Below are 25,689 nucleotides of genomic sequence, written 5' to 3'. Positions count from 1 at the left end.
ATTTGTAAATTGTATTATTTTTTGATTAGATTTATAGTAATAGCATAGTAAATAAAACATCATTTATGGAGGCTATATTATGTACTATTCAAATGGAAATTACGAAGCATTTGCTCGCCCTAAAAAACCACAAGGCGTTGATCAAAAATCAGCTTACTTAGTTGGTTCAGGACTTGCATCCTTATCAGCCGCTGCTTTCTTAGTCAGAGACGGCCAAATGAAAGGAGAAAACATTCATATTTTAGAAGAACTTCCACTTGCAGGAGGAAGCTTGGACGGAATCTTAAACCCAACACGCGGATTCATTATTCGTGGTGGACGTGAAATGGAAGACCACTTCGAATGTTTATGGGACTTATTCAGATCAATCCCTTCACTTGAAGTCGAAGATGCTTCTGTGTTAGATGAGTTCTACTGGCTTAACAAAGAAGACCCTAACTTCTCAAAATGTCGTGTGATTGAAAACAAAGGACAACGCATTCCAGATGATGGCCAATTCACTTTAAGCGATAAATCAAGCGAAGAAATGGTGAAATTATATATGACCTCTGAATCTGAATTACAAGGGCTAAAAATTACCGATGTATTCAGTGAAGAGTTCTTTGAATCAAACTTCTGGACTTACTGGGCTAGTATGTTTGCTTTTGAAAAATGGCATTCAGCGATTGAAATGCGCCGTTACATTTTACGTTTCATTCACCATATCGATGGTCTACCTGACTTATCTGCTTTGAAATTTACGAAATACAACCAATACGAATCACTCGTTTTACCACTCGTGAACTACTTGAAAAAACATAATGTTCAATTCGAGTATGATACAGTCGTTAAAAATGTGATTGTTGAACACGTTGGAAGTGACATGATTGCTAAAGAACTTGTGTTAGAAGTAGGTGGCGTTTTAGAAACACGCAATCTTACAGAAAACGACTTAGTATTCGTGACAAACGGTAGTATTACTGCTGCAACAACATACGGGGATAACAATACTCCAGCACCAATTTCAAAAGAATTAGGTGGAGCATGGAGCTTATGGAAAAACTTAGCCAAACAAGATGAACGCTTCGGACATCCAGAAGTATTCTGTGAAAACTTGCCAGACCAAAGCTGGTTCGTTTCAGCTACAACAACTGTAAAAGATAAACGTATCGCTGAATACATTCAAAAAATCTCAAAACGTGATCCTTATGCTGGAAAAGTGGTAACAGGAGGAATCGTAACAGTTCGCGACTCAAACTGGATGATGAGCTATACATTAAACCGTCAACCACACTTTAAAGCACAAAGTAAAGATGAATTAGTCGTATGGATTTACGGTTTATATTCAGGAATCAAAGGAAACTATGTGGAAAAACCAATTGAAGAATGTACAGGGATTGAAATTGCCGAAGAATGGTTATACCACATGGGTGTTCCAGAAGAATTGATTCATGAATTTGCTAGCGAAGGATGCAACACGGTTCCTTGCTACATGCCTTATATCACAAGCTACTTCATGGCTCGTAAAGATGGCGACCGTCCGCTCGTCGTTCCAAATGGCTCTAAGAATATTGCCTTCATTGGTAACTTCGCTGAAACTCCTCGCGATACAGTGTTTACAACAGAATATTCTGTTCGTACAGCGATGGAAGCTGTATATACATTGCTTGATGTCGATCGTGGTGTACCAGAAGTGTTCGCTTCAGCTTACGATTTACGCGTTCTTACAAAATCAACAAGCCGCTTGATGGATGGCAAGAAATTAGCCGATGTAAAAGTTCCGTTCTTAGTGAAACTATTTGAAAAACGTGCTGCGAAGAAAATCAAGGGAACATTTATTGAGGAACTACTTAAAGATGCTAATTTAATTTAGTTGATATAAATTGGTATAATCATTGAGATAATAGGATACGAGAAAGGGCTCAAATGTAGAGTTTTTTCTCGTGTTTTTATTTTAGAATTGGAAATTTAAGCGAAAATCATAAACCGTTTTTTTATAAAATTTTGTTAGAGGTAGAGAAGTTCGAATGATCAGTAATTGAAAATTATATTCTGATTTTAATAAATTTCAATGAAAATATAGAAATTAATACAATCAGTATTCTTGATAAAAGAAATGCTGTGTTAAAGATTCATCTTTTAAAGCTGAAGGAAAGAATAAAACTAACTAGAAATACTGTGGTTAGAAGATTGTATTGTTTTTTTGTTTTACTTATATAAAGTCGGGTTTACTTGATATAATGGAGCTAGATAAATTTGAATTTGACGGGAGATAATTAAGATGAATGAATTTAACCAATATGTCCATGACAGTTTTTCTGAGTTTGGTGATATTGTCATAAAATCCATGATGGCGGATATCTTGTCGATTTTAACGGTAAACTAATAGGGGAGATTTGCAATCGTGAACTGTTTTTAAAGTGAACAAGGATATCGGATAGACTTCTTGCAGATTCTGAATTGCGTTATCCATATGAAGGCTCAAAAACTCTTATGTACGTATTTGATAGTTTTGAGGACAGGGTACTCATTCTAGAACTTCTAAATGGCATGTATTCTGAACTTCCAGAAAAGAAGTTTAGGAAAGTTTGATGAGACAGTAAGAGTTATGTTAAATATTGATCCATGTCAATGATTGGTGCTATAATGTAGTTAAAAAGTAAAGAAAATATAGGAGATATATGATGAACTCAACTTATATTATTGTATTTTTTCTTGTCCTTTGGCTCTTGCTTTTTGTTGGATTTATGATTGTATATAGCAATAGAAAGAAAAAAGCTGTTAGCTTTGTTAGTGATAATAGTGATAAAGCTATTGTTCATTTATACTGTTCAAAAACTAAAATTAATGGACAGAATCTTGCTGACTTTAATCCAATAACTGGAGAAAACCTAGAAAAGGTAGTTGCTTTAGTTCCAGGGAGATATACAATTGAGGGCGTTTATAAAACGACTGAGACTCGACTGAATCAAACAATCAATATCAAATCAGAAAATATCAGTATGGATCTTGACTTGGAGGCTGGGAACACCTATTCAATAGCTATGTACCTATACTCTCCTGAAGAAAGACAAGAGTATGAGAATGGCAAAACTGATGAAGTTGTTTTGAGTGTTCCGTTAACCATTGTTGTGGGTAGTGATTTCATCAAAGCATACATTATCTGCAACAAAGAAAAATGATTATCTAAGAGGCTGGGCTTAAGTTTGTTACTGGCCTCTTTTCTAAAATTAAGTCAAGCTATGAGCAGCATCATTTTGTTAAGTAGGCTTGCTAATTAATCCAAATTTATGTGGGAGATAAATATTATGAAAAAGATTACCTATAATCTATTAACTAAGATTCCTATATACGGAGTTTTATTAAAACAATCGAGTAAAGGTGAGATGAGGCTATGCAGTCCATTCCTTCAAGATTTGGCGGAAGAAGGGGTTAGACCAATTGAATTTTATGAACTTCTAGAAGAGAAATATCCAGGTGAAGTGGTAACAAGAGATCGTTTTTATGAAGGTTATAATAAAATACTTGAATTAAAGTTTAAGAAGTAGATTGACAAAATTTAATGTCTTACTTTTATTTTTCAACAGTAGTACCACCTGAGAATGAGTAATAACGTAAAAATGATCAGAATTAATAGAAACAGTTAAGATTAGAGGATGATAGATGGTTATATTGGAATTGTACCAAAATGATTTTTCTAAAGATTTAGTCGTGTTTGATTCTTTAGAGGAGGGGAAAGCCTTTGTAGCTCAAATCCCGGGGTATACTCTAGAAAACGAAAATGGGTTTGAAGTGGAGTATGTAAAATCTAAACATTTACCGGATTATATGGAAATTGTCTTCAATGGAAATATTGTCCCTTTATCTAGGTTTTCGTTTAATTCTGAGGAAAATGTGGACATTATTTGGAAAGAGATTTCGAATCTATCCCTTAAAAATGATAAAGTAATCGAAGGCGCTACAAAAGTAGATGCCTATGTCGTTAACAACGATGAAGTCAAAGCTTATATCGAAGCGAGAGAAGGCAAGTATCGTCAGGCAAAAGACTTTTTAGAAGGCAGTGGATATGAAGTCGACAGAAGCTTTTTTGGAAGTGAAGACGGCGAAGCGATTCTCTACAAAAGATGCGAAACCGAAGATTGGCACTTCTTGTGTCACTTAGACCCTCTGTTTGTAGAGATTGAAGATGTCGAAGGGTTTGTAAAAGAAGCAGTGGATGCTATTCAGTAGTCAACCAAAGTTCGTTTTGAGATTGTGTCACTTCTTGTGTGACCTGATTAATTAGCAAAGAGAAAATCTTTTGAACTATTAGTTTCTTAAGGAGAAAAACCATTATGAAAATGACAATCGGGAAAACCTATCTTGTAAAAAAAGATATTTTCGGTTTAAACAAAGAGGAACTCTGGACTTTGGTTGACAAGGGTTATCAAGCTTATTTTGGTGAACATAATTTCGTATTTGTCAATGATGATAAAGTGAAGGTATTTGCAGTTTTGCAAGATGGTTCAGAAGAAGATATGCGGTTCTACCATCATCTGGATGACTATTTTGAAGAAGTTGCTCATGAGAATTTCTAAAGAATGTGAGATGACAATTGTATTTGTGCGTTTTTTAAACTACTTTAGATTTTTATAGAGAGAAAGCGTATGAGATGAGAAAATAGTGGAGGGAGAGATTTAATGCTAGAGTGGCAATCTATTATTCCAGAAGATGAATATGAAGCTAGTGCAGCTTTTAGTGAAAATAGTCATTACGAGATTTCTACGCTAACTTTGAAGGGAAAGAAACACATGATTAGATTGAAATTTCCCTTCTGTCATTTTTACCAAATTACAGATAGAAACTTATATGATGTTCTTCATCAGATTCCTAGTTCGTCAGATCTTGAATCCCTTATTTGTATTTGTAAGCTAGAGACTAGTAGCCTGATTACAGAAGTGATTCATAGGGCGGGTGGAGTTTTGTCTGAAGAAGACTTGGTTCATTTTCGTATTTGTGCAAAGAATCTAGTCATTGACTTAGTTCTCTATAAAAATGAAGAGAGTGATATAAGGATAGAAGAGGTTGGTTAAAAATGAAGTGGGTTCATATTGGTGAGGAAATAGAGTATGATTGGTATGAATTACGGTGTCAACTTTCTCAAGAAAATCATCTGCAAATTTTTCTTGAGGGCTTAAAAAATCAAAAGTTAAAATACTGTATTGATTTTGGTAAGTTTCTTTTCTGCAGATCTATTGATGAGGGATGGGGCCTAAATTTACTAGAAGAAGATTTACTCATCGGACCAGAATTTCCCAATTTATCAGAAGGGATTTTACTTGAAATGATAGACACTCATCTAAAAAACAGAGTTCAAAAGTTTTGTCCTGACCCCATCTATCACTACCAAGTACAGGGAATTAATTTGGGGATAGACGTTCTTACAGTGGCTATTCCAATTATCAAAAAGATCTAGACTGAAACCAAGCTGAAAGCCATCTGGTTCAGTCTTTTTTCTGTTAATGTAGTATAATAAAGGGTGTAGGGATTCTATTTTTTAATAGGTTTTTTCCAAGTTAAGACTAGTCATTTTATGGAGTTAAAAGCTAAATCAGAGGTGAGAAAGTTGACTGAATTTGAGAGCTTATTTCTTCAAATAACCGAGTATTCGAATCAGGTTACAGCTGAAAATTATCAAGAATATGCGGAGTTAGGCTATGATCTTTTAAGGAAAATCCCTCATCTAGGTATGAAGGAGACACAAGTTTATGAGAGATTTTTTACATACTATGACAGCTTACAAGATGGAATGATAAAAGAGTGGTTTGCAGAAATGCTAGACTATATTTCTGGCTGCTGTCATTCAGAAAAATATCTTTGGAATCATCAGGAATAAGGGAGACCAGATTAGCAAATTGCAGCATTGGTAGTTGAAACTGATTTTGAATAAGATATAGGTGTTAGCTATGTTTAATGACAGTTATATTTGGGGGCGTCTTTTCATCCCCCTTATCATGATTTTCGTCTTAGGATTGATGGTATTCTTTCATAGACGTCAGGTTTTTAAATATTTATATATCGTGAATATTTTTTTGTATCTAGTTGCGATTATTACTTTTTTTATTTTAGAGAATCATCCAGTCGGCCAACCATTTCCATATCCATGGATGACAGTTATTCCGTTTGTTTGGGCAATATCTATCTTTCTAGCTTTTGGATTATCGTTCGCGTCTCTTAGTGCTTTTGTCATCGAACAGGCACAAAGGCATATCTGGGCAAGGATTATCATTGGTTTAGTTGTTTTAGCAATTATGATAGCTATCGCAATAGGTATATACTACTTTATAGAGATTATTAGAGTTATAGGTTACTTTTAATTTTTAGTCAGTTTCTGATAGTAAACATGTAGAAAGAGGAGCAATATGAAGCAATCACTTGAATTTTTAAGAAAAAGAATCACCGATAAGATGCCCTTAGAGGATATGGTAGCAATCTTTGAAGACTTGTGTCGTGAGCCTATTGAGGATGAGATGATTTTATTTGAAACAGGGACATTTACAGCTATATCTGATAAGCCCTTGTTTCAACTATCCTTAGTAAGGCAAGTCCCAAATGAAGATGAAGAATTTTATCAAGTTCACCTTGATATTTTTTATGAAGCTAGTCAAGACAATCAAATCTTTAGTGAATCAACCTGGGATGAAGATTTAGAGGAAAATATTTTTGACTACATTAGAGCTTCAGAGGTGTTTGCCTATGCTAAAGAAGAGGAATATTTAGCAGTTAAAATTTATCTAGAGGAAACTTAAGAAAAGGTAGTAATATGTTTGATTTTTTTAAGAAAAAAACACACAAAAAACTTGAAATCAATCTTCAAAACAATTCAATGATTATTAACGGAACCAGCTTAGCTTTTCCTTGACTGGAGAGAAAGAATTGCCAAAGCAACCATGCCGAGCTGTGGTATTATCAGATGGAAAATCTCCTTATTTCTTTTCTGATAGGCAAAGAGTAGGGGATTTTAACCTGATTTTATGGACTCCTTATGGAAGAAATTTTAATGGAATTCCAGAGACCATCACAGACACACTTTCAATTTCCTACTTCCCAGAAGTCCAACATGAACGGGAAAGCTACAAGTTAAAAGAAACTGACGAAGAACTGCTACACTTTGACAATATAAATTTTAAACTAACTATTATCCAAGTTTTGATGTACGATTTACGAGTACTGAAACTCTACTTTGACATCTATGATTTTGCGGATGAATTTAGTGAAGAGGATATCGACACAGAAAGTATGGAGATTATTCAGCCAGCCCTTGATTATATGATAGATCTTCCTATACCTAAGAAATATGCCGAACAAGTCCAAGAAATCTACATGGATGGCGGAAATGAAATTTATCTGAATTTGATTCCTCAGTGGGACGGTGAAGATGATGGTTTCGATCTAAATGAAGTTAGTCTCAAAGAACTGCAACAGTTTCCAAATCTGAAGTAAGCGACTATCATAAGCAGTAATTTTGAACATGTCAAAGAAACGTTCGACATGCAAGGGGTTCAAGTGAAGTTATTATAATTGTCGCATTTATCTGGATAAATCATAAATGGATGGTATAAGTTCTTTAAGGATAAGGGATAAAAAGGAAAGAAATCTGGTGATAGATAATGAACATTCTTGATCTTAATTCTAATCAGAAAGATACGATATTGTTAATCCACCCGATGTTATCATCGGCTCAAGGGATGAAGTCCCTGATTGCAGACCAGATGGGGCAAGAGTTTAGATATATTATTCCGGATTTGTCCGCGCATGGACGATCAGCTTCGGATACTTACGAGTCAGCTCTTAAGGAAAGCCAGATGATCTACGATTATCTAAAGGAACACCAGATAAAAGATTTGAGTTTAGCCTTTGGAGCGTCCTTAGGTGGAGTTGTGTTACTGCAATTATTGAATCATAAGGATATCAGGTTTGGGAAACTTGTTTTTGAAGGGGTTAGTTTATGGACAAATGCGCCTTTGCTAGATGTATTTACTAGGTATTTATTGTTAATAAAGCATAGAAAAGCCTTGCGAAATAGAGATATAGCTGTTCGTAAGATGGTTTCACTTTATGGAGAAAAAGGAGAGATGATGGCGGATTCTTTCATTGCTATGGCTGAAGAAAGCATCAAACATATTTCTCATGATTGTGCATTTGTGGCCTTGCCTAACCTCACGCCAGAGGAACAAAAAAGCTGTGTTTTCTTTTATGGTTCAAAAGAATTCGACTTGATAGCTGCTAAAAAAGTTCTCCCTAAAAAGTATCCTCATGCCACATTTCATATTTGGCAAGGATATGACCACTGTCGCAAGATCACTGAAAATTCGGCAGTTTACTGTAAATTATTAAAAGAAATGATTTTAAAGAAAAATATCAGTTTTAATGAGGTAAGACATGACAAGTAAAAAATCTGATCTTGAACATTATAGAAATATGTTAAAACAACCTTGGGGAAAGATTCAATATGAAATAACCTTTGCCCAACTTGCTCATCTGGAAGGTAAGAATATTCTTGATTTTGGATCTGGATTTGGTTTGGTCAGTGAATTTTTCTCTCGCAAGAATCAAGTTACTTCTGTTGAACCTAATGAGGAAATGCTCTATGCCAACTCTTCCACATCCTATGAAAAATTGTGGGGAAGTATTGACCAACTCGCTCGTTTTACGGATAAATCTTTTGATCTTGTCCTTTGCCATAATGTTTTAGAATATATAGATCCTAATGACCGAAAAGACTATCTTCTGGAGTTCAAAAGAATTTTAAAAGATGATGGCTTGATTTCAATTATCAAGCATAATCACGTTGGAAAAGTTCTACAAAGTGTTGTTTTTGCTAATGATATCAATCAAGCATTTAGCTTACTCAATGGTGAAAATTTTGAGAGCCTATCTTTTGCAAGTGGTTCTACTTATACGATAGAGGAATTATTAGCTTTGTCTGGTCTTAAATTAGAAAACTATTTGGGGATTCGAACATTTTACAGTCTACAACCAAATGAATTTAAGAGCAAAGAAAACTGGTTAGAAGAAATGACAAAGATTGAACTTGCAGTATGTGATTTAAAACCCTATAAAGATATTAGTTTTTTACAACATTTGTGGCTAAGAAAATAATAGAAGCATAGGTTTTGTTTTATAGTAAAATAAAAACTGATGTATATGAAGAAAGAGTGAATGAGATGATTTCTTCAGTTTGTAACTTGATAAAATCTTTTCCACAAATCTATTTTTCCAATTTTGAAAGAAAAATTCTTAGACAGTTCAGGATTGTATCTATTTTAGTTCAGTACTTTCAATTTTTGTTTTTAGAAATTTCATTATATAATAAAGTATATCAAAAAAAGATATATTGATAGCCTAAAGGTGTAAATAGATATTGAGGAGAAAATGAATGCAAAAAATAATGTTGATTATCAATCCAACCTCTGGTGGAGAAAAGGCTTTAGATTATAAGGATAAGCTAGAAAATAAGGCTAAAAAATACTTCGAGCAAGTCGATACCAGAATTACACAAAAAGCGCAAGACGCAACCAACTTCGCCACAGAAGCTTCCAGAGAACATTATGAGGCAGTTCTCGTATTCGGTGGAGATGGGACTGTCAATGAAGTAATCTCTGGTATCGCTGAAAGAGACTATATTCCAAAACTAGCAATTATACCTGGAGGAACTGGAAATCTCATCACAAAATTATTAGAAATCAATCAAGATATTGATGGTGCCATTGACGAGCTTGATTTTAATTCTACGAGTAAGATTGATATCGGAAAATCAAATGGAAATTATTTTGGTTATATCTTTAGTATTGGTTCACTACCAGAAGCCATCCATAACGTTGGGATAGAAGATAAAACAAAATTTGGCATGTTCGCCTATGCGATTAATACAATGAAGTCTGTAGTGACTGATCAAGCATTTAATATTACTGTTGAGACAGAAAATGGAAACTATATTGGAGAAGCAAGTCACGTTTTAGTTCTCCTAACCAATTATTTTGCTGATAAGAAGATTTTTGATGAAGATAAGGACGGATATGCAAACGTTCTGATTCTTAAGGATGCATCAATTCTTTCTAAATTATCTGTAATCCCTGACTTATTAAAAGGGGATGTCGTTGAAAATGATCACATCGAGTACATAAAAGCTCGTCATATCAAAATCTCTTCAGACACTGAGTTAGAAACGGATGTTGATGGTGACAAATCCGATAACTTGCCAGTAGAAATTAAGGTACTAGGGCAGCATATCCAAGTCTATTCTCAACCGAAAGCATAATCTTATTTACCTTTAACAACAATTTTTTTAAACAAAGGAAAGCCTATGAAATTTAGAAGATTAGCGACTATAGGTCTTTGCTCAACACTTCTTTTGACCTTAGTTGCTTGTAATCAAGCTCAAAAGTCGAGTGATGGAACTACTGAAACTTCAGTAACTCAAACAAAGTCTGCTCAAGTTTCTTGGAAGGCTAGCTATACCAATATGAACAGTCAACCAAGTTCAGAAGAAGTTCGAAAAGCCTTGGCTGCACATTTGGATAAAGATAGTGTCGATGCATTTTTCAATCTTGTCAACGATTATAACAATACTGTTGGTTCAGTTGGCTTAACTGGAGATTTTTCTACATTTACCAAAACAGACTATGATGTTGAAAAGATAAGCAATCTTTGGGCACCGAAGAAAGGTGATTTTGTCGGCACTAACTGTCGTATTAACAGTTATTGTTTATTGAAAAATTCTATCGAAATTCCGAAGTTAGAGAAAGATGATTCCCTTTTATTTGTCGATAATGATGCCATTGATAAGGGCAAAGTCTTTGATGCAGAAGACAAGGATGCTTTTGATATTTTATTCTCAAGAGTCAAGACTGAAGCAACAACTGATGTAAAAGTTCATGCTGCAAAGATGGAAAAATTCCTTTCTCAGTTCAAGTTTAATGAGAATGCTCGAATGCTCTCCGTAGTAGTCCATGATGACTTGGATGGTCAATCCTTATTTATTGGCCATGTCGGCATACTTGTACCAAGTGAGGACGGTTATCTCTTTGTCGAAAAGTTAACTTTTGAGGAGCCTTATCAAGCTATCAAATTTGCAACCAAGGAAGATTGCTACAAATATCTAGATACAAAATACGAAAACTATACAGGAGAAGGTCTAGCTAAACCATTTATTATGGATAATGATAAGTGGGTTCAACTCTAAAAATAGGATGATTTGCCTAAAGAGTGGGATAAGAAGTTACCAACCGAATGATAGTTAAATTAATATGGTTAGAGGACAGCAAGCATGGATGAACATACATTAAGGGTTGTAAAAATTGATAAAGAAGCGATTTTTGAGCTGATCTACGAAACTTTTATAGCGCAAGAGCAAGAACTGCTGGACCTGTCGCCGGTAGATCTTATCAATGATTGTGCTATGGATTGGGAAAATGGAGAGTTTATCTTTGTAGCACACCTTCAGGAAAATAGTCTGGGAGAATTTAATCCTCTTCCCAAAGATATTGATATCCAAGAGTTGCTGAAAAAACTACCTGTTACAACAGATTCCGTTCTTGGGAAAAAGAGGATTTATAGAGATTTTTCATTCGACCAATTAAAAAAATAGTATAATAGAAGTAAATAAAATAGTCATAAGGAGACATAATGGATATTAAAGATTTTACAGAAAAAGAACAAGAGATGATTAAAAAGGGACTAACTTTCTCTAAGCTTAACGATAAGGAAACTGCTGATAAGATTATCGCCTTAATTCCTCAAGATATGATTAAACGGATTCCATTTTTTGTTAGAAAACATGCCATTACACGTACCGTTAAGAGAATCTCGCTTGAGTATCCAGAACTGTATGCTGTAGCTGAACAAGAAGGCCAACTTCCTGAAAAGGAAGCTCAAGAATTGCGACAAATTCTTACAGATATTTTCCAAGAGAAAATGAACAAGCATAAGATTAAATAAGTTTTGAGATTTAGCAATAAGATGTCGATTGAGTATTAGGAGTTGAGAATGGCTATTGATGGCGTTAAAATCATTGACAGTGATCAAGGTTATGACATTTACAATGAGGTAGTTGGTCGCTATAGAGACGGTGAACATGTAGCGAATATAATCAAGGATATTCTCGATGCGGAAAAAGATTACTGTCAAACAGACTTTTTTACAGAAATTTATTGGACTGCTCTTGCCTATTCACTGTGGAAGATTGGTCACCTGACAGGCGATATCAGAGATAAAACAGTAGAGCTTATCCAAAAAGGGGCTGATCCATTTTGGATGGAAATAGATCCAAAGGCTTTGAAGCAAAGGCAAAAAGTCTTGGAAAAACTTGCTATCCAGTTGCAAACTGAAAATCCTAGGCCTCTAAAGGTCCCTAAAGCCAAAACTAAACGCAAACCCTATTTTGAAGAAGGAGATCTCCTTGCTGTTAAGTTCGAAGATGCGTATGGTCTTGTCTTTGTATCTATGGTTGATCAGAGTCCTAGAAAGCTTGAGTATCATCTGGCTTGCACGCGCCTCTTACAAACAAAAAAGCCCACCATCGATGATTTTTTGACCAGTCATATCTCCTGTAAGATGGACAATACAAAGTTTGCTCTCGTTACAGACTGCTGGTTCAATCACAAAGATTTAGGACAATTATTAGAAAATATTGAAAAAATTGGACATGTGAAACTTAGACCTTTTAGTCTTTGGATGCTAGCACCTGCCCAAAATTTAGAAGATATTTATCAAGAAATCACTAGAGATAAAGGCTCTTCTGGCCTTCGTTTCATCGAAACCTATAAACTTGTCGACGATATTTTTCCTGTTTAATGCTTATGTGATAAAGGGGAAAATGGTCAATCATTCCCACATGCTGTGTTGGGCTCTGACACCATAGCTATCTAGGGAACCATCTGAATTGAACTTGGATTCAATCCGATACCTTTTCCAGAGGTCGTAATCTGCTGTTTGAATGGTCAGGATGAAGTTGGCATCGGTGTCAGATACATTAAAATCAGCAGGATTGACTTCAAAGATATCGATTAATTGTCGTGTTTGAAAATCTTGGAGCTTGAGATTTGCTAGCTTGACATGATTGATGGAAATTTCTTCTAGTTGATTCTTATCCTTAGGTGTTCTGTAATAGGTGATGACGCAGTTTTTGAGTTGATCAGTATTTTTACCTGTAGGAGTGAGGCATAGGATTGATTATCCCGCTTGACTTCTAGAAGCTGACCGTAGTAGAAGTGGTCGTTTTTGGGATTGGTGATGGAGCTATCTGCGCCTTTATCTCCAAATGTAAAACCTTGGTCCAAAAGCTCGGAAGCCTTGGTCTCCCCGATAATGACAGTGGTATCTTGAATGGTTACTGGAACAGGTTGCGCTGGAAGGCCACTCATCATCATGCAAAACATAAAAACATAACTCGTTAAAAAAGCTGTCCCAATAATAGCGTTTGTTGATGCATAGGTATGACTGTTATGAAAGTTTTTTCTTATAGCTAGTACAACAAATTTTCCAAGACTTTTTAAAATCATACTAACAAGTATGATGAAAAATTGTTTTTTCAAACATTCATAAATTGCTTGCGGAAAGCTATTAACATGATAGTAGAAACCAGCCAAAACGACTAGATTTACGATTAAATAGATCAGCAAGAACCAATGAATCTCTTTAAGGGCATTAGCATCAGTGATTTCTTCATAGTCAACGTGAATTCTTCCTTGAACAGCATGGCCAAGTTTATAAATCCATTTGGGAATGTCTTTGCCTTTTTTAACCGCAACTACGAGTCTGATATAGAGATAGATGGTAAAGGATAAAGATAGAAAGAAAAGAGCATAAAATCCTAAAACAATAGTAGTGAACATGACTACTTCCCCCGTTTTTCAATTGCTAGAGAACAATTTTGTTAGCTCCATTATAGCACTTTCTATGAAAATAGAGCTAGAAATATCCGTATGATACTAACTGATTCAAAGGAGTAAAATCATGGGAATGATTGCCAATTATCAATATTTACCGGACGATAAATTAAAACAAATAAAGCTACTTTCTAATGAGGAAGATGACTTGCTGGACTTAGCGGAAGATTATGCAGAAGAATATGAAATTTTTCTAGATATTGACAAAATGTGGGATGCCATGGTCTTTGTCTTGACAGGATTTAGTAGTTCAGAATTTTTGGATGAAAATCCCTTGAGAGAAGCTGTTTTAGGGGTGACTCCTCTAGAGGATGTATCTGAATATATCGCCTATACTGAAAAAACTAAGATAGCCGAGATTGTAGAAGCTTTAGAAAGTTTTGACATGGACAGGGCTATGACTAACTTTAGTATGGAAGCCTGTAAGAAAGCCGACTTGTATCCTAATATTTGGGATTATCTTGAGGAAGAGGAAGAAATCAAGGAAGACATTTTAGCCTGCTTTGTCAAAATGAAAGACTTTTACAAGGAAATCTTAAACCATAAGGGGAATGTCTTAGTGACTATTTGTTAAGGTTTTTATATTCCGTTAGAAAGGTAATCCTATGAATCCATTTCTAGAAAAATACATTACATTAAAAAAGCAATACCTGGACCAAGATGGAAATCCCTCTAGTGTCGCAGCCCTTTATGATTTGGCTGATGAATTAGCTAAGTCTGATGATTTAGAAGCGAAGAGAGTCTTAGTTGACCTCTATGAACAATTGGGTCTCTACACTAGTGCCTATAGCTTATTTACTGAAATCTTTGATAAACCAGACCGAAAACAGATAAAGAAACTGAGCCGTTTACAAGAAATGAGTCAGAGTCATGGAGATAGATTTGCCCATTCTCGTCCACTAACAAAAGAAGAGAAGAAGCAAAGGCAGGACTTGTTAAAAGACTTACCCCATTTTCTCTATCATCCTGATCCCTTAGCTACAGGTTCATTTGTTGAAGGAGAAGCTAAGGTTTGTCCATCTTGTGGGAAAGAAAGCAATGTTTATTATGCCCTTATACCTTATAGTATCGAGGATATAGAATACCTTTGCCCATTTTGTATTGCAAACGGTCAAGCGGCTAAAAAATTTGATGCGGAATTTATCCAAGATGCCGAGAGGCAGGGAGAATTGAATCCAGAAAAGAATCAGCTGCTTTTTTGTCAGACCCCAGGCTACTCTAGTTGGCAGGGTGAATATTGGTTATCTTGCTGTCAAGATTACTGCGCTTACTTAGGTACAGTTGGAACTCGAGAATTGAAAGCTATGGGAATCGCTGAGCAAGTCTTGGCAGACTATGAAGCGCGTGAAGAATATCAAGAGGTAGAAGACTACTTGGTCAAAGACGGGCCTATCTGTGGTTATTTGTTTAGATGCCTCCATTGCCAAAAATACCAGATCTGGGTTGATGCAGATTAAATCGGAATGTGATTAGCTATGAAAATTAAAGAGAAGACTATGGAAGAACTAGAATTATTCGAAGATGCCTCCAAAGATTTATTAGATACTATGCAGGGATTTAAAGACAATCTATCTGTTCGATTTCCCCTATTAGATAGTGATAACTGGCAGTATGATAAGGGATCGATAAAAGTTTGTAAAGCTGATGAGTCAGGATTAAAAAAAGATGTAGGGTCGGAATCAGCTACAACTTGAAAGTCTCCCTATTAAACGAAGATGTCGAGCAAATCTGGTTACTGTTCAAAGACCGGTTCAATGCTAGCAGATTGAGTCTAGTTGAAAGAAATTCTAATAATGAGGATTTGGGAAGATATGTCTTTTCAGCAAGTTCCCCTCTAGGTGATCAGGTAGATTGTTCAATTTATTTGCCTAATGAGTGGAATATCCCTCAGATTAGCCTTTCAGGCTATCTAACAGCTCGTTATAGGGCTTGTGATCTTGATAAATCGCAAGAATAAGATGGAGGTTTTTAGAGATGAGAAAGATTGATTGGGACAAGATAAAGACTCGATTAGATGCCTTGCTAGTCATTGATGAGTATCTGACCGATCCAAGTGAGGATTGGCTCAGACTCGTGTTTAAAACTGAGGAAGACTATGGCATCCGTTATCTTATCGACAATGGCTCTGGTGATTCTCTAGATGTGGTTTTGACTGATAAAATGATCCTTATAAAAGGTTTTGATCATGAAAGTGGTTTAAGCCAGTTTGCTGCTGACGAGTGGGATCAAGACGTCATTGATGATTTTTATAAAGGTCTGGATGAAAAGTATCTCTCACTTTATTCTGAAGACCAAAAAGATGAAACAACCTTCTTTATCTGGTACGACGGTCAAGTGCATCAACAGACTTACCAAGATCAGGATGGTGGAGAATGGTTGCTTTCATACCTTTTTGATAGCTTTGAGAGATTTCATGAGTTTGTGACTGACTATTATGAAATTACAGTTGATAAAGATTTACTTAGGAAACTCTACATGGAAGGAAAACTTTCAGACTTAGAATTAAAGCAATTAATCCAGGAGAATTAAGAGGTTTATCATGAGAGTGAACTATAAAAATACCCCTGAAAAATATCAAGCCATAGCAGAAAAAATCATTACACCATTGCTTGATATCCTTAAAAGTTTAACCTTGTTAGAAGAGGAAATTTTTGAGCGAAACAGAGCACTGGATAAGGAAAAAGAAGGCCTTGGCATCCCAGCAAATCAAGTTCATCCCAAGTGGAATGAACTTATGGATGACTATTTTCAGAGGCAAATGCAACTTCTAACTGAACGAGTGACCCAAAAATACTTGGAAGGAGGAGTTCGAAATTCTTATGGATCCCCAAGTGAGTATAACTATGTTCAAACGAATGATTTTTCTGTAGATTTTATCATGATAAAAGCTGAAGAAGCAAGAGTCATCATTCATTATCAAGAAGCTTTAGAAATGAAGCATCAGTTTGTACTTAGATTGGTGGATAGAAATTGGTTGCTTGACCAGAAATTTTACAGTTTTGAGGATGAGAAAACTTGGTATCTCGACTCACTTTGAGCAAGATAGCTTTGCTTCCCAACTGATATGAAAAAAAGGAGAAGTCCTATGAAATTTTTGAAAAATCTATTTTCTAGTAAGAAAGAAAAGTCAGAGAAGAAAAAGACCCTTACCTTGTCCATGCCCCTCTTCAAAGGCAAGCAGGCTTATTCTTTAGACCAGGTCGTTCAGGATTTAAAATCTCACTGGGGGCTTGAAATTTCTGAAGTTTCTGGGGATGATTCTAGTGCAAGCTTTGTGATTGATGGTGCTCTCGTTGCTTTGGCATTGATGGATCTTCCCATCCCAAGTCAAGAATTTGAAGAATTGTATGCCTATTCTTACCTCTGGCAGGATGTTGAGAAGGAAACACAGGAGCACACACAACACGCCATTGTTACTATTTTGTCTGATAATCTTTCGCCAGTAGAAACTTATTCCTTATTAACTAAAGTCAATGCCTCTATTCTAAAAACTAGTCAATCAGCTATTGGTATTTATCAGGGTTCTACCACCTTGCTCTTGCCCAAAGATCTTTATCTGGACTTAGCTGATCTTTTGAAAGAAGAACTGCTTCCCCTTCAACTCTGGATTTATATGGGAATTATTAACCAGGGAGATAAAACTAGTATTTACACTTATGGTTTGAAAGAGTTTGGAAAAACTGAGATTGAAATTATCGAGTCTCCTATGAATAGTGATGACTTATATTATTTCCTTTTGTCTATTCTTCAGTATGTTTTAGGTAGTGATGTCACCTTGAAGGACGGTGAAACCATTGGATTTTCAGAAGATCAAAAAATCAAAATCACTGAGTCAAAAGCCGTCTATTTGGAAGGAAATTCCTTGAAATTAGATGTTTAGACCATGATTTATAATTGAGTGTCCTTCCTAGATTGGGGGTTTTATGAAGCGTGATATAAAAAAGTATTATCTCTACCGATTTCTGGTCTATAGATTTGAAAAACTCTCTTGTAAGGACCCAAGTCTCAAGGAAATAGAGTCAGAGAAGAGAGAAAAAATCCTTCTGGAGGCTACTCGAACTAGTCAAAAGATTATTCTAGTCCTTGGAATTCTTTATGTTTTTTTAAATTCTGCTATGTTCATTTACCTAAGGCTCAATGATTTTCAAAATCCCTTATTGACTTGGTTTACTGACTACATCGACTATTTAGGTGGACTGATAAACGGAGAATGGGGCGGTAGTTGGCGTCAAAAGAAAGCTAGTTTTTTGATGATTGCTATACTGGCTTTGCCCATTGTGGTCATAGATGGCGGCCCCTTCTTCTTGCTGGTTTTATTAGTTGGGAATTGGACATTAAAGAGAAAAATAAGATTTGAGAGAGAACATAAAGGAGTAGAGAGCCATGGCTAGAACGGTGATAATAGGTACTTTAATAGTTTTTGCAATCTTTAATCTGCTACTCGGTCTGGGCTTTTATCTCTTTCTAAAAAAGAGGAGAGAGAATGGGCAGTCATTGTACGAAACCCCTGTAAATCAACAAACTCGAACAGAAAAACTGGGTCTAGGTGAGATTTTGATCTACCTGACACTTATTGCAATCGCAGGGATGTTTGCTTTTCAGACCTTAAATAGAGGTGGAGTTGGGAATTCTATTTTAGCCAAAATGATCCTCCTACCTGCTCTAATGGCCCTTTTCAATGCAAGAAAAAGGACTGGAAAGTCATTACTTGCCCTCCTTATAACCTTCCTTGTCTTTCTAGTAGGAGTCATGTTTAATCTCACGATTGGACTCCCACCCCAAGCACCGATTTTGCAAATTAATGAAAGTAAAATCACGTTAGCAGAAACAAAAGCAAGTGATCTGATGGAAGCTGGATTTGATATCTATGTAAGACAAGGTGATGGTGCTAGCGACTACGAAGATCTCCTGACAGATGGCAATTTCCAAAAGTATTCAGGAGATAAGTCAGTCACTATCGAAAAAGGCTTCAGACTTGATAGCAATGCTGTTCCCTACGCTCCCTATCTCTTTGCAAAAGATGGCATAGTTCTTGGGAGTATTTCCTTTTACGGGGCAGAAGATAAGGACGTGGTTCTAGAAGATTCTAAGGTTATTCAGGTTCGATTTAACAAGGATAGCATTGAAGCAGCTAAGGAACATTCTATAATTTTGAAATTGGATAAACTCGACTTGACTAGTCGACTTGATATTTCACTTGTTCAAGAAACTTTTAAAAAGCATCTATGGTCAATTCCCCCATCACATACAAGTGATGTCACTCAATTGTGGTATGGATTACAGTGGTCAAGTAACAGTGACTCTCTATTTTGGAATGAGTATTATAGTCTTATCCGTCTAGATGAAAATTATTTGATGACTGATTTTGAACTAGCTGCCAAAGTAGCGCGTGATGAGTAAAAGCAATTTTGAATAGTTGATTATGCTTATGATTCATTAAAGAAACTAATCTATTTAGTTTCTTTTTTTGTTTTTTGATTTAAATTTAAAACGATTTCCATTTTTAAGTTAAAGCAATTTCACGAACGAAAAAATGAATTTATTTAAAAAAGTTTCTAAAAATACTTTACAAGAATACGAAAACATGATATAGTAATGAAGCTTAGAAAATGAGATGATGTTTTCTAGCAAATATAAACCCGAGTAAAAAATGCCTACGGACAGGCAGGGTTGAATGCCGAAGCGTGGTTGAAAAGCCACATTATTGATAGGGTTAAAAGCCTACTTTTATAAGTTGATGTTAGGACATTTGTCCTAATTCGTATAGATTTGTTAGTGTGGTGAAAGCACACGTCATCTTGTGAAACGATCAATAAAGTACGTAATATTTGCTACTAGAGAGTTAGGAAACATCAGGAACAGACATACTCAAAAGAAACAAACATAAACACGTCAGTAGATTGTAGAGCAGGTGTCAACCTGCTCTTTTTTCATAAGTATCCTTTAGAGCCTTACATGGTTAAGGTGTAAAAAATATGATAAAGGAGTATGTCTTTATAATGTTAAATCAAAACCAAGCTCCCATCTATGAGGGGTTGGTCAAGTTACGAAAAAAAAGAATTGTACCGTTTGACGTACCTGGTCACAAGCGTGGCCGTGGAAACCCAGAGTTGGTTGAACTTTTAGGGGAAAAATGTGTAGGTATAGATGTTAACTCTATGAAGCCCTTGGATAATCTGGGGCATCCCATTTCGATTATCCGAGAAGCTGAGGAACTAGCTGCAGAAGCTTTTGGTGCTGCTCATGCCTTTTTAATGATTGGGGGCACAACCTCATCTGTTCAAACTATGATTCTCTCCACCTGTAAAGCGGGAGATAAAATTATCCTTCCTCGAAATGTCCATAAATCAGCCATCAACGCTCTAGTTTTATGTGGTGCTATTCCCATCTATATCGAGATGAGTGTGGATCCAAAAATCGGTATTGCTTTGGGGCTTGAAAATGAGCGTGTAGCACAAGCTATTCAGGACCATCCAGATGCTAAGGCTATCCTGATTAACAATCCAACCTACTATGGAATTTGTTCAGACCTTAAGGGGCTAACAGAGATGGCCCATGCTGCAGGAATGAAAGTCTTAGTAGATGAAGCCCACGGTGCTCATCTGCACTTTACAGATAAACTTCCTCTGTCTGCTATGGACGCAGGAGCAGATATGTCAGCTGTATCCATGCATAAGTCCGGTGGTAGCTTGACTCAAAGTTCCCTTCTTTTAGTTGGCAATCAGATGAATCCTGAGTACGTACGCCAGATTATTAATCTGACTCAGTCAACATCAGCATCCTACTTGCTAATGTCTAGTCTAGATGTTTCTCGTAGAAACCTAGCCCTTCGTGGCAAAGAGTCGTTTGAGAAAGTTATTGAGCTATCTGAGTACGCACGTCGTGAAATCAATGCCATCGGTGGCTACTATGCCTACTCAAAAGAGCTAGTAGATGGTGTATCGGTTTGTGATTTTGATGTAACCAAGCTGTCAGTTTACACTCAGGGTATTGGCTTAACAGGTATCGAGGTTTATGACCTCCTACGAGACGAATACGACATTCAGATTGAGTTTGGTGATATCGGGAATATCTTGGCCTACATTTCGATTGGTGACCGTATCCAAGACATCGAGCGCTTGGTCGGTGCTCTTGCTGATATCAAGAGACTATATTCACGAGATGGGAAGGACTTGATAGCTGGAGAATATATCCAGCCTGAGTTGGTTCTATCTCCTCAGGAAGCCTTCTATGCAGATAGAAGAAGCTTAACATTAGACGAGTCCATTGGCCAGGTATGTGGGGAATTTGTCATGTGTTATCCTCCAGGAATTCCAATCCTAGCGCCAGGTGAACGAATTACACGAGAAATTGTCGATTATATTCAATTCGCCAAAGAACGTGGTTGTTCACTCCAAGGAACGGAAGATCCAGAGGTCAATCACATCAATGTTATTGAGAGAAAGGAGAATTAGATGGATTTATGGTTTTCTGAAGTTCATACTCCAGATGTGAAATTATCCTTGAGAACTGCCAAGCAACTCTACGCTGGAAAAAGTGAATGGCAGGATATTGAAGTATTAGATACTCCAGCTTTTGGGAAGATTTTGATTTTAAATGGGCATGTCTTATTCTCAGATGCAGATGACTTTGTCTACAACGAAATGACCGTCCACGTTCCTATGGCTGTCCATCCAAATCCAAAGAAAGTCTTGGTTATTGGGGGTGGTGACGGTGGTGTTGCCCAGGTTTTGACACTATATCCTGAATTAGAACAAATCGATATTGTAGAACCAGATGAGATGCTGGTTGAGGTTTGTCGAGAATACTTCCCAGATTTTGCTGCAGGACTTGATGACCCTCGCGTCACCATTTACTACCAAAATGGACTGAGATTTTTGAGAAACTGTGAAGATGATTACGACATCATCATCAACGATGCGACAGATCCATTTGGCCATACGGAAGGGCTCTTTACCAAGGAATTTTACGGCAATAGCTATAGAGCCTTGAAAGAAGACGGAATCATGATTTATCAGCATGGTAGTCCTTTCTTTGATGAAGATGAGTCTGCTTGCCGAAGTATGCACCGCAAGGTCAATCAAGCCTTTCCAATCAGCCGGGTTTATCAGGCACATATCCCAACTAGTCCTGCGGGCTATTGGTTGTTTGGATTTGCATCGAAAAAATATCACCCTGTCAAAGATTTTGACAAGGAAGGCTGGAAAAAACGCCAGTTATTTACGGAATATTACACTGCAAACTTACATGTGGGGGCATTCATGTTGCCCAAGTATGTTGAGGACATTTTAGAAGAAGAGGAAGGAAAAAAATGAGTCGTTTACTAGTTATTGGATGTGGGGGCGTTGCCCAAGTTGCTATTTCAAAGATTTGCCAAGATAGCGAAACTTTTAAAGAAATTATGATTGCAAGCCGTACAAAGTCAAAATGTGATGACTTGAAGGCTAAATTAGAAGGCAAAACAAATACTAAGATTGAGACAGCTGCTCTTGATGCTGACAAGGTAGAAGAAGTGATTACCTTGATTGAAAGCTACAAACCAGAAGCTGTTTTGAACGTAGCTCTACCATACCAAGATTTGACTATTATGGATGCTTGTTTGGCAACAGGTGTCCACTATATCGATACTGCCAACTATGAGGCTGAGGACACAGAAGACCCTGAATGGCGTGCTATTTATGAGAAACGTTGCAAGGAACTTGGTTTTACTGCCTACTTTGACTACTCATGGCAATGGGCTTATCAAGAAAAATTCAAGGAAGCAGGTCTGACTGCCTTGCTTGGTTCTGGTTTTGACCCAGGGGTAACCAGCGTCTTTTCAGCATACGCCCTCAAACACTATTTTGATGAAATCCACTATATCGATATTTTAGACTGTAATGGTGGTGATCACGGTTATCCATTTGCGACAAACTTTAACCCAGAAATCAATCTCCGAGAGGTTTCTGCACCAGGTTCTTACTGGGAAGATGGAAAATGGGTAGAAGTCGAAGCTATGTCTATCAAACGTGAGTATGATTTCCCTCAGGTTGGTGAAAAAGACATGTATCTTCTTCACCACGAAGAAATTGAATCGCTTGCTAAAAACATCCCAGGAGTTAAACGTATTCGTTTCTTTATGACTTTTGGTCAATCTTATCTAACGCACATGAAATGCTTGGAAAACGTTGGGCTTCTTCGTACAGATGCCATTAACTTTAACGGACAAGAAATTGTTCCAATCCAATTCTTGAAAGCCTTGCTTCCAGATCCTGCAAGCCTTGGCCCACGCACTGTTGGAAAAACAAATATCGGCTGTATCTTTACAGGTGTTAAAGACGGCGTTGAGAAGACCATCTACATCTACAATGTTTGCGACCATCAAGAATGTTACGCAGAAGTTGGTTCACAAGCCATTTCTTACACAACAGGTGTTCCAGCCATGATTGGAACAAAATTAGTTATGGATGGTACTTGGAAACAACCAGGAGTTTATAACCTTGAAGAATTGGATCCAGACCCATTCATGGAAGCTTTGAATAAATACGGTTTGCCATGGGTTGTGGTAGAAAACCCACAAATGGTGGACTAATGAAGTTAGAACAAGTACCAACACCAGCTTACGTCATTGATTTAGCAAAACTAGAAGAAAATTGTAGCATTCTGCAAGAGGTTCAGAAAAAGGCAGGTTGTAAGGTTTTGCTAGCTCAAAAAGCTTATTCCCTCTATAAAACCTATCCTTTGATTAGTCAGTATCTGTCAGGTACGACGGCTAGTGGACTCTATGAGGCTAAGTTAGCTAGAGAAGAATTCCCTGGGGAAGTCCATGTTTTTGCGCCAGCTTTCAAGGAATCAGATATGGAAGAGCTACTGCAAATATCGGATCATATTGTTTTTAACTCAGAGAGACAACTACGAAAATATGGTCAACGTTGTCGTGAAGCTGGTATCAGTGTAGGTCTACGCCTCAATCCTAAATGTTCAACGCAGGGTGACCACGCGCTTTATGACCCTTGTGCTCCTGGCTCTCGTTTTGGAGTAACTTTGGAAAAGATACCAAGTGATTTATTGGATTTGGTTGACGGGCTTCATTTTCATACCCTCTGTGAGCAAGGGGCAGATGATTTACAAACGACTTTGAAAGCAGTAGAAGAGCAGTTTGGAGCCTATTTGCATCAAGTCAAATGGCTCAATATGGGTGGTGGCCATCATATTACGAGAGATGATTATGATGTGGACTTGCTGATTTCTGAGATTAAACGCGTTCGAGAAACTTATAACCTTGATGTCTATGTCGAACCAGGTGAAGCCATTGCCCTTAATGCGGGTTATCTAGCGACAGAAGTCTTGGATATTGTCGAAAACGGGATTGAGACCTTGGTGTTAGATGCTTCAGCAAGTTGTCATATGCCAGATGTTCTTGAGATGCCTTATCGCCCCCCATTGAGAGATGGATTTGAAGCGCAAGAAAAACCTTATACTTATAGACTCTCTTCAAATACTTGCCTGACAGGAGATATCATTGGGGATTACAGCTTTGAAAAACCGATTGAAATCGGCGATCGCCTCTATTTTGAAGACATGGCTATTTACTCATTTGTCAAAAATAATACCTTTAACGGCATTGGGCTTCCAAGTTTATATCTCATGGATAAAGAGGGTGAGTGCAGTCTAGTTAAAGCATTTGGTTACCAAGACTTTAAGGAGAGATTATCATGATGGACAGCCCAAAGAAATTAGGTTATCGTATGCCTGCAGAGTATGAACCCCATCATGGGACTCTCATGATATGGCCGACTCGACCAGGCTCTTGGCCTTTTCAAGGAAGGGCTGCAAAAAAATCTTTTAGCCAGATTATCAAAACTATTGCTCAGGGGGAAACAGTCTACCTTTTGGTTGAGGAGGACTATCTATCTGAAGCGCAATCCTATCTAGGAGACCAAGTTGTTTATTTAGATATTCCGACAAATGATGCCTGGGCACGTGATACAGGTCCAACTATTCTCCTCAATGATCAAAGGGAAAAGTTGGCGGTAGATTGGTCTTTCAATGCTTGGGGTGGTGCTGTTGACGGTCTCTACCAAGACTATGAAGCAGATGACCAAGTAGCCAGCCGCTTTGCAGAAGTTTTAGAGATACCTGTTTATGATGCCAAACCTTTTGTACTGGAAGGTGGAGCTATACACAGTGACGGTCAAGGAACCATTCTTGTTACAGAAAGTTGTTTGCTCAGTCCGGGTCGCAATCCTCACTTGACTAAAGAGCAAATTGAAGAGATCTTATTAGAGAGTCTTGGTGCTGAAAAAGTTATCTGGTTGCCTTACGGTATTTATCAAGATGAGACAAATGAACACGTCGACAATGTTGCTGCCTTTGTAGGCCCTGCAGAAGTTGTTTTAGCTTGGACGGACGACCAAGATGATCCCCAGTATGCCATGTCTGCAGCGGATTTAGCTCTTTTAGAGAAGGAAACTGATGCAAAAGGCCGGAGTTTCACTATTCATAAACTTCCAATCCCAGCTATTCATCAAGTAGTTACAGAGGAGGATTTGCCGGGCTATACTTATGAAGAAGGGGAAGAAGAGCGTTATGCGGGCGAGCGTCTTGCTGCTTCCTATGTCAATTTCTATATCGCCAATAAATCTGTCTTGATGCCACAATTTCAGGATGTAAACGATCAAGTGGCCTTGGATATTCTCAGTCAGTGTTTCCAAGACCGTGAAGTCGTAGGAATCCCAGCTAGGGATATTCTTTTAGGTGGTGGAAATATCCACTGCATTACCCAACAAATTCCAGAATAGGA

30 protein-coding genes and 3 pseudogenes are annotated in these 25,689 nt (G+C 37.1%); 32 read left to right on the top strand and 1 reads right to left on the bottom strand.

The genetic code is table 11. The features are described 5' to 3' along the window. The first annotated feature begins 79 nt into the window (after positions 1–79). The 19 genes and pseudogenes from QM460_RS08260 to QM460_RS08170 all read left to right on the top strand — a co-directional run bounded on the left by QM460_RS08260 (position 80) and on the right by QM460_RS08170 (position 12,813). Positions 80–1,852 carry an oleate hydratase gene (locus QM460_RS08260; protein ID WP_414289789.1) on the top strand — a complete coding sequence of 591 codons (1,773 nt, stop codon included), beginning with the start codon at positions 80–82 and terminating at the stop codon, positions 1,850–1,852. A 408-nt stretch (positions 1,853–2,260) separates the two neighbouring features. Continuing rightward, positions 2,261–2,571: pseudogene (locus QM460_RS08255) on the top strand (competence protein TfoX). Between the two features lie 92 nt (positions 2,572–2,663). Then, complete coding sequence (locus QM460_RS08250) at positions 2,664–3,161, top strand: hypothetical protein (protein WP_414289788.1); 498 nt, start codon at positions 2,664–2,666, stop codon at positions 3,159–3,161. A 126-nt stretch (positions 3,162–3,287) separates the two neighbouring features. After that, a complete protein-coding gene (locus QM460_RS08245) occupies positions 3,288–3,527 on the top strand; it encodes a hypothetical protein (RefSeq protein ID WP_414289787.1) in 240 nt (79 codons plus the stop codon). A gap of 115 nt (positions 3,528–3,642) precedes the next feature. Then, a complete protein-coding gene (locus QM460_RS08240; RefSeq protein ID WP_414289786.1) occupies positions 3,643–4,209 on the top strand; it encodes a hypothetical protein in 567 nt (188 codons plus the stop codon). A 104-nt stretch (positions 4,210–4,313) separates the two neighbouring features. Next, positions 4,314–4,556, top strand: a complete 243-nt coding sequence (locus QM460_RS08235; RefSeq protein ID WP_414289785.1) for a phosphohydrolase — start codon at positions 4,314–4,316, stop codon at positions 4,554–4,556. Between the two features lie 102 nt (positions 4,557–4,658). Then, the gene (locus QM460_RS08230; protein ID WP_414289784.1) at positions 4,659–5,051 is read left to right on the top strand and encodes a hypothetical protein; all 393 of its coding nucleotides are present in this window, start codon (positions 4,659–4,661) and stop codon (positions 5,049–5,051) included. A 2-nt stretch (positions 5,052–5,053) separates the two neighbouring features. Then, complete coding sequence (locus QM460_RS08225; RefSeq protein ID WP_414289783.1) at positions 5,054–5,434, top strand: hypothetical protein; 381 nt, start codon at positions 5,054–5,056, stop codon at positions 5,432–5,434. Positions 5,435–5,584: 150 nt separating this feature from the next. Then, positions 5,585–5,854: a hypothetical protein gene (locus QM460_RS08220; protein WP_414289782.1), complete on the top strand. Its 270-nt coding sequence runs from the start codon at positions 5,585–5,587 to the stop codon at positions 5,852–5,854. 70 nt (positions 5,855–5,924) lie between these two features. Then, positions 5,925–6,335: a hypothetical protein gene (locus tag QM460_RS08215; RefSeq protein WP_414289781.1), complete on the top strand. Its 411-nt coding sequence runs from the start codon at positions 5,925–5,927 to the stop codon at positions 6,333–6,335. Between the two features lie 45 nt (positions 6,336–6,380). Next, entirely contained in the window at positions 6,381–6,767 is a 387-nt protein-coding gene (locus tag QM460_RS08210) for a hypothetical protein (RefSeq protein ID WP_414289780.1), read from the top strand. A gap of 127 nt (positions 6,768–6,894) precedes the next feature. After that, positions 6,895–7,461 carry a DUF6892 domain-containing protein gene (locus tag QM460_RS08205; RefSeq protein WP_414289779.1) on the top strand — a complete coding sequence of 189 codons (567 nt, stop codon included), beginning with the start codon at positions 6,895–6,897 and terminating at the stop codon, positions 7,459–7,461. Positions 7,462–7,628: 167 nt separating this feature from the next. Further along, entirely contained in the window at positions 7,629–8,411 is a 783-nt protein-coding gene (locus QM460_RS08200) for an alpha/beta hydrolase (protein ID WP_414289778.1), read from the top strand. Further along, positions 8,401–9,120: a class I SAM-dependent methyltransferase gene (locus QM460_RS08195; RefSeq protein WP_414289777.1), complete on the top strand. Its 720-nt coding sequence runs from the start codon at positions 8,401–8,403 to the stop codon at positions 9,118–9,120. The genes QM460_RS08200 and QM460_RS08195 overlap by 11 nt, the downstream gene beginning before the upstream one ends. Before the next feature lie 277 nt (positions 9,121–9,397). Continuing rightward, a complete protein-coding gene (locus QM460_RS08190; protein ID WP_414289776.1) occupies positions 9,398–10,279 on the top strand; it encodes a diacylglycerol/lipid kinase family protein in 882 nt (293 codons plus the stop codon). 45 nt (positions 10,280–10,324) lie between these two features. Further along, a complete protein-coding gene (locus QM460_RS08185; RefSeq protein ID WP_414289775.1) occupies positions 10,325–11,203 on the top strand; it encodes a DUF4300 family protein in 879 nt (292 codons plus the stop codon). An 84-nt stretch (positions 11,204–11,287) separates the two neighbouring features. After that, on the top strand, positions 11,288–11,608 hold the full coding sequence (locus QM460_RS08180; RefSeq protein ID WP_414289774.1) for a hypothetical protein: 321 nt from the start codon (positions 11,288–11,290) through the stop codon (positions 11,606–11,608). A gap of 38 nt (positions 11,609–11,646) precedes the next feature. Next, positions 11,647–11,958, top strand: coding sequence for a hypothetical protein (locus QM460_RS08175; RefSeq protein ID WP_000351658.1), 312 nt, complete (start codon positions 11,647–11,649; stop codon positions 11,956–11,958). A 48-nt stretch (positions 11,959–12,006) separates the two neighbouring features. Beyond that, on the top strand, positions 12,007–12,813 hold the full coding sequence (locus QM460_RS08170) for a hypothetical protein (protein WP_414289773.1): 807 nt from the start codon (positions 12,007–12,009) through the stop codon (positions 12,811–12,813). A 30-nt stretch (positions 12,814–12,843) separates the two neighbouring features. Here the strand turns inward: QM460_RS08170 and QM460_RS08165 are convergent. Continuing rightward, positions 12,844–13,853, bottom strand: a pseudogene (locus QM460_RS08165) (hypothetical protein). Between the two features lie 121 nt (positions 13,854–13,974). Between QM460_RS08165 and QM460_RS08160 the strand changes: the two are divergent. The 13 genes and pseudogenes from QM460_RS08160 (at position 13,975) to aguA (ending at position 25,687) form a co-directional block, all read left to right on the top strand. Beyond that, complete coding sequence (locus QM460_RS08160; RefSeq protein WP_414289772.1) at positions 13,975–14,481, top strand: YfbM family protein; 507 nt, start codon at positions 13,975–13,977, stop codon at positions 14,479–14,481. A 31-nt stretch (positions 14,482–14,512) separates the two neighbouring features. Then, positions 14,513–15,364, top strand: a complete 852-nt coding sequence (locus QM460_RS08155; RefSeq protein ID WP_414289771.1) for a CbrC family protein — start codon at positions 14,513–14,515, stop codon at positions 15,362–15,364. Between the two features lie 18 nt (positions 15,365–15,382). Beyond that, positions 15,383–15,864 (top strand): annotated as a pseudogene (locus QM460_RS08150) (hypothetical protein). A gap of 17 nt (positions 15,865–15,881) precedes the next feature. After that, entirely contained in the window at positions 15,882–16,436 is a 555-nt protein-coding gene (locus QM460_RS08145) for a hypothetical protein (protein WP_049502958.1), read from the top strand. Positions 16,437–16,446: 10 nt separating this feature from the next. Continuing rightward, positions 16,447–16,944: a hypothetical protein gene (locus tag QM460_RS08140; RefSeq protein WP_414289770.1), complete on the top strand. Its 498-nt coding sequence runs from the start codon at positions 16,447–16,449 to the stop codon at positions 16,942–16,944. A gap of 48 nt (positions 16,945–16,992) precedes the next feature. Further along, positions 16,993–17,787, top strand: coding sequence for a DUF4261 domain-containing protein (locus QM460_RS08135; RefSeq protein ID WP_414289769.1), 795 nt, complete (start codon positions 16,993–16,995; stop codon positions 17,785–17,787). Between the two features lie 43 nt (positions 17,788–17,830). Beyond that, positions 17,831–18,298, top strand: a complete 468-nt coding sequence (locus QM460_RS08130; protein ID WP_301559603.1) for a hypothetical protein — start codon at positions 17,831–17,833, stop codon at positions 18,296–18,298. Continuing rightward, complete coding sequence (locus tag QM460_RS08125; protein ID WP_414289768.1) at positions 18,291–19,307, top strand: hypothetical protein; 1,017 nt, start codon at positions 18,291–18,293, stop codon at positions 19,305–19,307. The genes QM460_RS08130 and QM460_RS08125 overlap by 8 nt, the downstream gene beginning before the upstream one ends. A gap of 599 nt (positions 19,308–19,906) precedes the next feature. After that, a complete protein-coding gene (locus QM460_RS08120) occupies positions 19,907–21,361 on the top strand; it encodes an aminotransferase class I/II-fold pyridoxal phosphate-dependent enzyme (RefSeq protein WP_414289767.1) in 1,455 nt (484 codons plus the stop codon). Next, the gene (gene speE / locus QM460_RS08115) at positions 21,362–22,222 is read left to right on the top strand and encodes a polyamine aminopropyltransferase (protein WP_000366713.1); all 861 of its coding nucleotides are present in this window, start codon (positions 21,362–21,364) and stop codon (positions 22,220–22,222) included. Further along, positions 22,219–23,478 (top strand): saccharopine dehydrogenase family protein, encoded by a 1,260-nt coding sequence (locus QM460_RS08110; protein WP_075227394.1) that lies wholly within the window; start codon positions 22,219–22,221, stop codon positions 23,476–23,478. Before speE ends, QM460_RS08110 begins: the two co-directional genes overlap by 4 nt. Beyond that, on the top strand, positions 23,478–24,605 hold the full coding sequence (nspC, locus tag QM460_RS08105) for a carboxynorspermidine decarboxylase (RefSeq protein ID WP_414289766.1): 1,128 nt from the start codon (positions 23,478–23,480) through the stop codon (positions 24,603–24,605). Before QM460_RS08110 ends, nspC begins: the two co-directional genes overlap by 1 nt. Then, positions 24,602–25,687 carry an agmatine deiminase gene (gene aguA / locus QM460_RS08100; RefSeq protein WP_414289765.1) on the top strand — a complete coding sequence of 362 codons (1,086 nt, stop codon included), beginning with the start codon at positions 24,602–24,604 and terminating at the stop codon, positions 25,685–25,687. Before nspC ends, aguA begins: the two co-directional genes overlap by 4 nt. The last annotated feature ends 2 nt before the right edge of the window (positions 25,688–25,689 follow it).

The sequence above is a fragment of the Streptococcus infantis genome (genome assembly GCF_047464415.1).
Classification (GTDB): domain Bacteria; phylum Bacillota; class Bacilli; order Lactobacillales; family Streptococcaceae; genus Streptococcus; species Streptococcus infantis_AE.
Note: the sequence above shows the minus strand (reverse complement) of the source record. Positions and strands in the feature narration are given on the sequence as shown.

Coding starts and splice junctions, on each gene's coding strand:
- QM460_RS08135 (WP_414289769.1), top strand. CDS start 16,993: ATGAAATTTTTGAAAAATCTATTTTCTAGTAAGAAAGAAAAGTCAGAG.
- QM460_RS08125 (WP_414289768.1), top strand. CDS start 18,291: ATGGCTAGAACGGTGATAATAGGTACTTTAATAGTTTTTGCAATCTTT.
- QM460_RS08260 (WP_414289789.1), top strand. CDS start 80: ATGTACTATTCAAATGGAAATTACGAAGCATTTGCTCGCCCTAAAAAA.
- QM460_RS08190 (WP_414289776.1), top strand. CDS start 9,398: ATGCAAAAAATAATGTTGATTATCAATCCAACCTCTGGTGGAGAAAAG.
- QM460_RS08160 (WP_414289772.1), top strand. CDS start 13,975: ATGGGAATGATTGCCAATTATCAATATTTACCGGACGATAAATTAAAA.
- speE (WP_000366713.1), top strand. CDS start 21,362: ATGGATTTATGGTTTTCTGAAGTTCATACTCCAGATGTGAAATTATCC.
- QM460_RS08130 (WP_301559603.1), top strand. CDS start 17,831: ATGAAGCGTGATATAAAAAAGTATTATCTCTACCGATTTCTGGTCTAT.
- QM460_RS08215 (WP_414289781.1), top strand. CDS start 5,925: ATGTTTAATGACAGTTATATTTGGGGGCGTCTTTTCATCCCCCTTATC.
- QM460_RS08145 (WP_049502958.1), top strand. CDS start 15,882: ATGAGAAAGATTGATTGGGACAAGATAAAGACTCGATTAGATGCCTTG.
- QM460_RS08120 (WP_414289767.1), top strand. CDS start 19,907: ATGTTAAATCAAAACCAAGCTCCCATCTATGAGGGGTTGGTCAAGTTA.
- QM460_RS08110 (WP_075227394.1), top strand. CDS start 22,219: ATGAGTCGTTTACTAGTTATTGGATGTGGGGGCGTTGCCCAAGTTGCT.
- QM460_RS08240 (WP_414289786.1), top strand. CDS start 3,643: ATGGTTATATTGGAATTGTACCAAAATGATTTTTCTAAAGATTTAGTC.
- QM460_RS08230 (WP_414289784.1), top strand. CDS start 4,659: ATGCTAGAGTGGCAATCTATTATTCCAGAAGATGAATATGAAGCTAGT.
- QM460_RS08195 (WP_414289777.1), top strand. CDS start 8,401: ATGACAAGTAAAAAATCTGATCTTGAACATTATAGAAATATGTTAAAA.
- QM460_RS08250 (WP_414289788.1), top strand. CDS start 2,664: ATGAACTCAACTTATATTATTGTATTTTTTCTTGTCCTTTGGCTCTTG.
- nspC (WP_414289766.1), top strand. CDS start 23,478: ATGAAGTTAGAACAAGTACCAACACCAGCTTACGTCATTGATTTAGCA.
- QM460_RS08140 (WP_414289770.1), top strand. CDS start 16,447: ATGAGAGTGAACTATAAAAATACCCCTGAAAAATATCAAGCCATAGCA.
- QM460_RS08180 (WP_414289774.1), top strand. CDS start 11,288: ATGGATGAACATACATTAAGGGTTGTAAAAATTGATAAAGAAGCGATT.
- QM460_RS08155 (WP_414289771.1), top strand. CDS start 14,513: ATGAATCCATTTCTAGAAAAATACATTACATTAAAAAAGCAATACCTG.
- QM460_RS08225 (WP_414289783.1), top strand. CDS start 5,054: ATGAAGTGGGTTCATATTGGTGAGGAAATAGAGTATGATTGGTATGAA.
- QM460_RS08200 (WP_414289778.1), top strand. CDS start 7,629: ATGAACATTCTTGATCTTAATTCTAATCAGAAAGATACGATATTGTTA.
- QM460_RS08235 (WP_414289785.1), top strand. CDS start 4,314: ATGAAAATGACAATCGGGAAAACCTATCTTGTAAAAAAAGATATTTTC.
- QM460_RS08175 (WP_000351658.1), top strand. CDS start 11,647: ATGGATATTAAAGATTTTACAGAAAAAGAACAAGAGATGATTAAAAAG.
- QM460_RS08210 (WP_414289780.1), top strand. CDS start 6,381: ATGAAGCAATCACTTGAATTTTTAAGAAAAAGAATCACCGATAAGATG.
- aguA (WP_414289765.1), top strand. CDS start 24,602: ATGATGGACAGCCCAAAGAAATTAGGTTATCGTATGCCTGCAGAGTAT.
- QM460_RS08170 (WP_414289773.1), top strand. CDS start 12,007: ATGGCTATTGATGGCGTTAAAATCATTGACAGTGATCAAGGTTATGAC.
- QM460_RS08185 (WP_414289775.1), top strand. CDS start 10,325: ATGAAATTTAGAAGATTAGCGACTATAGGTCTTTGCTCAACACTTCTT.
- QM460_RS08245 (WP_414289787.1), top strand. CDS start 3,288: ATGAAAAAGATTACCTATAATCTATTAACTAAGATTCCTATATACGGA.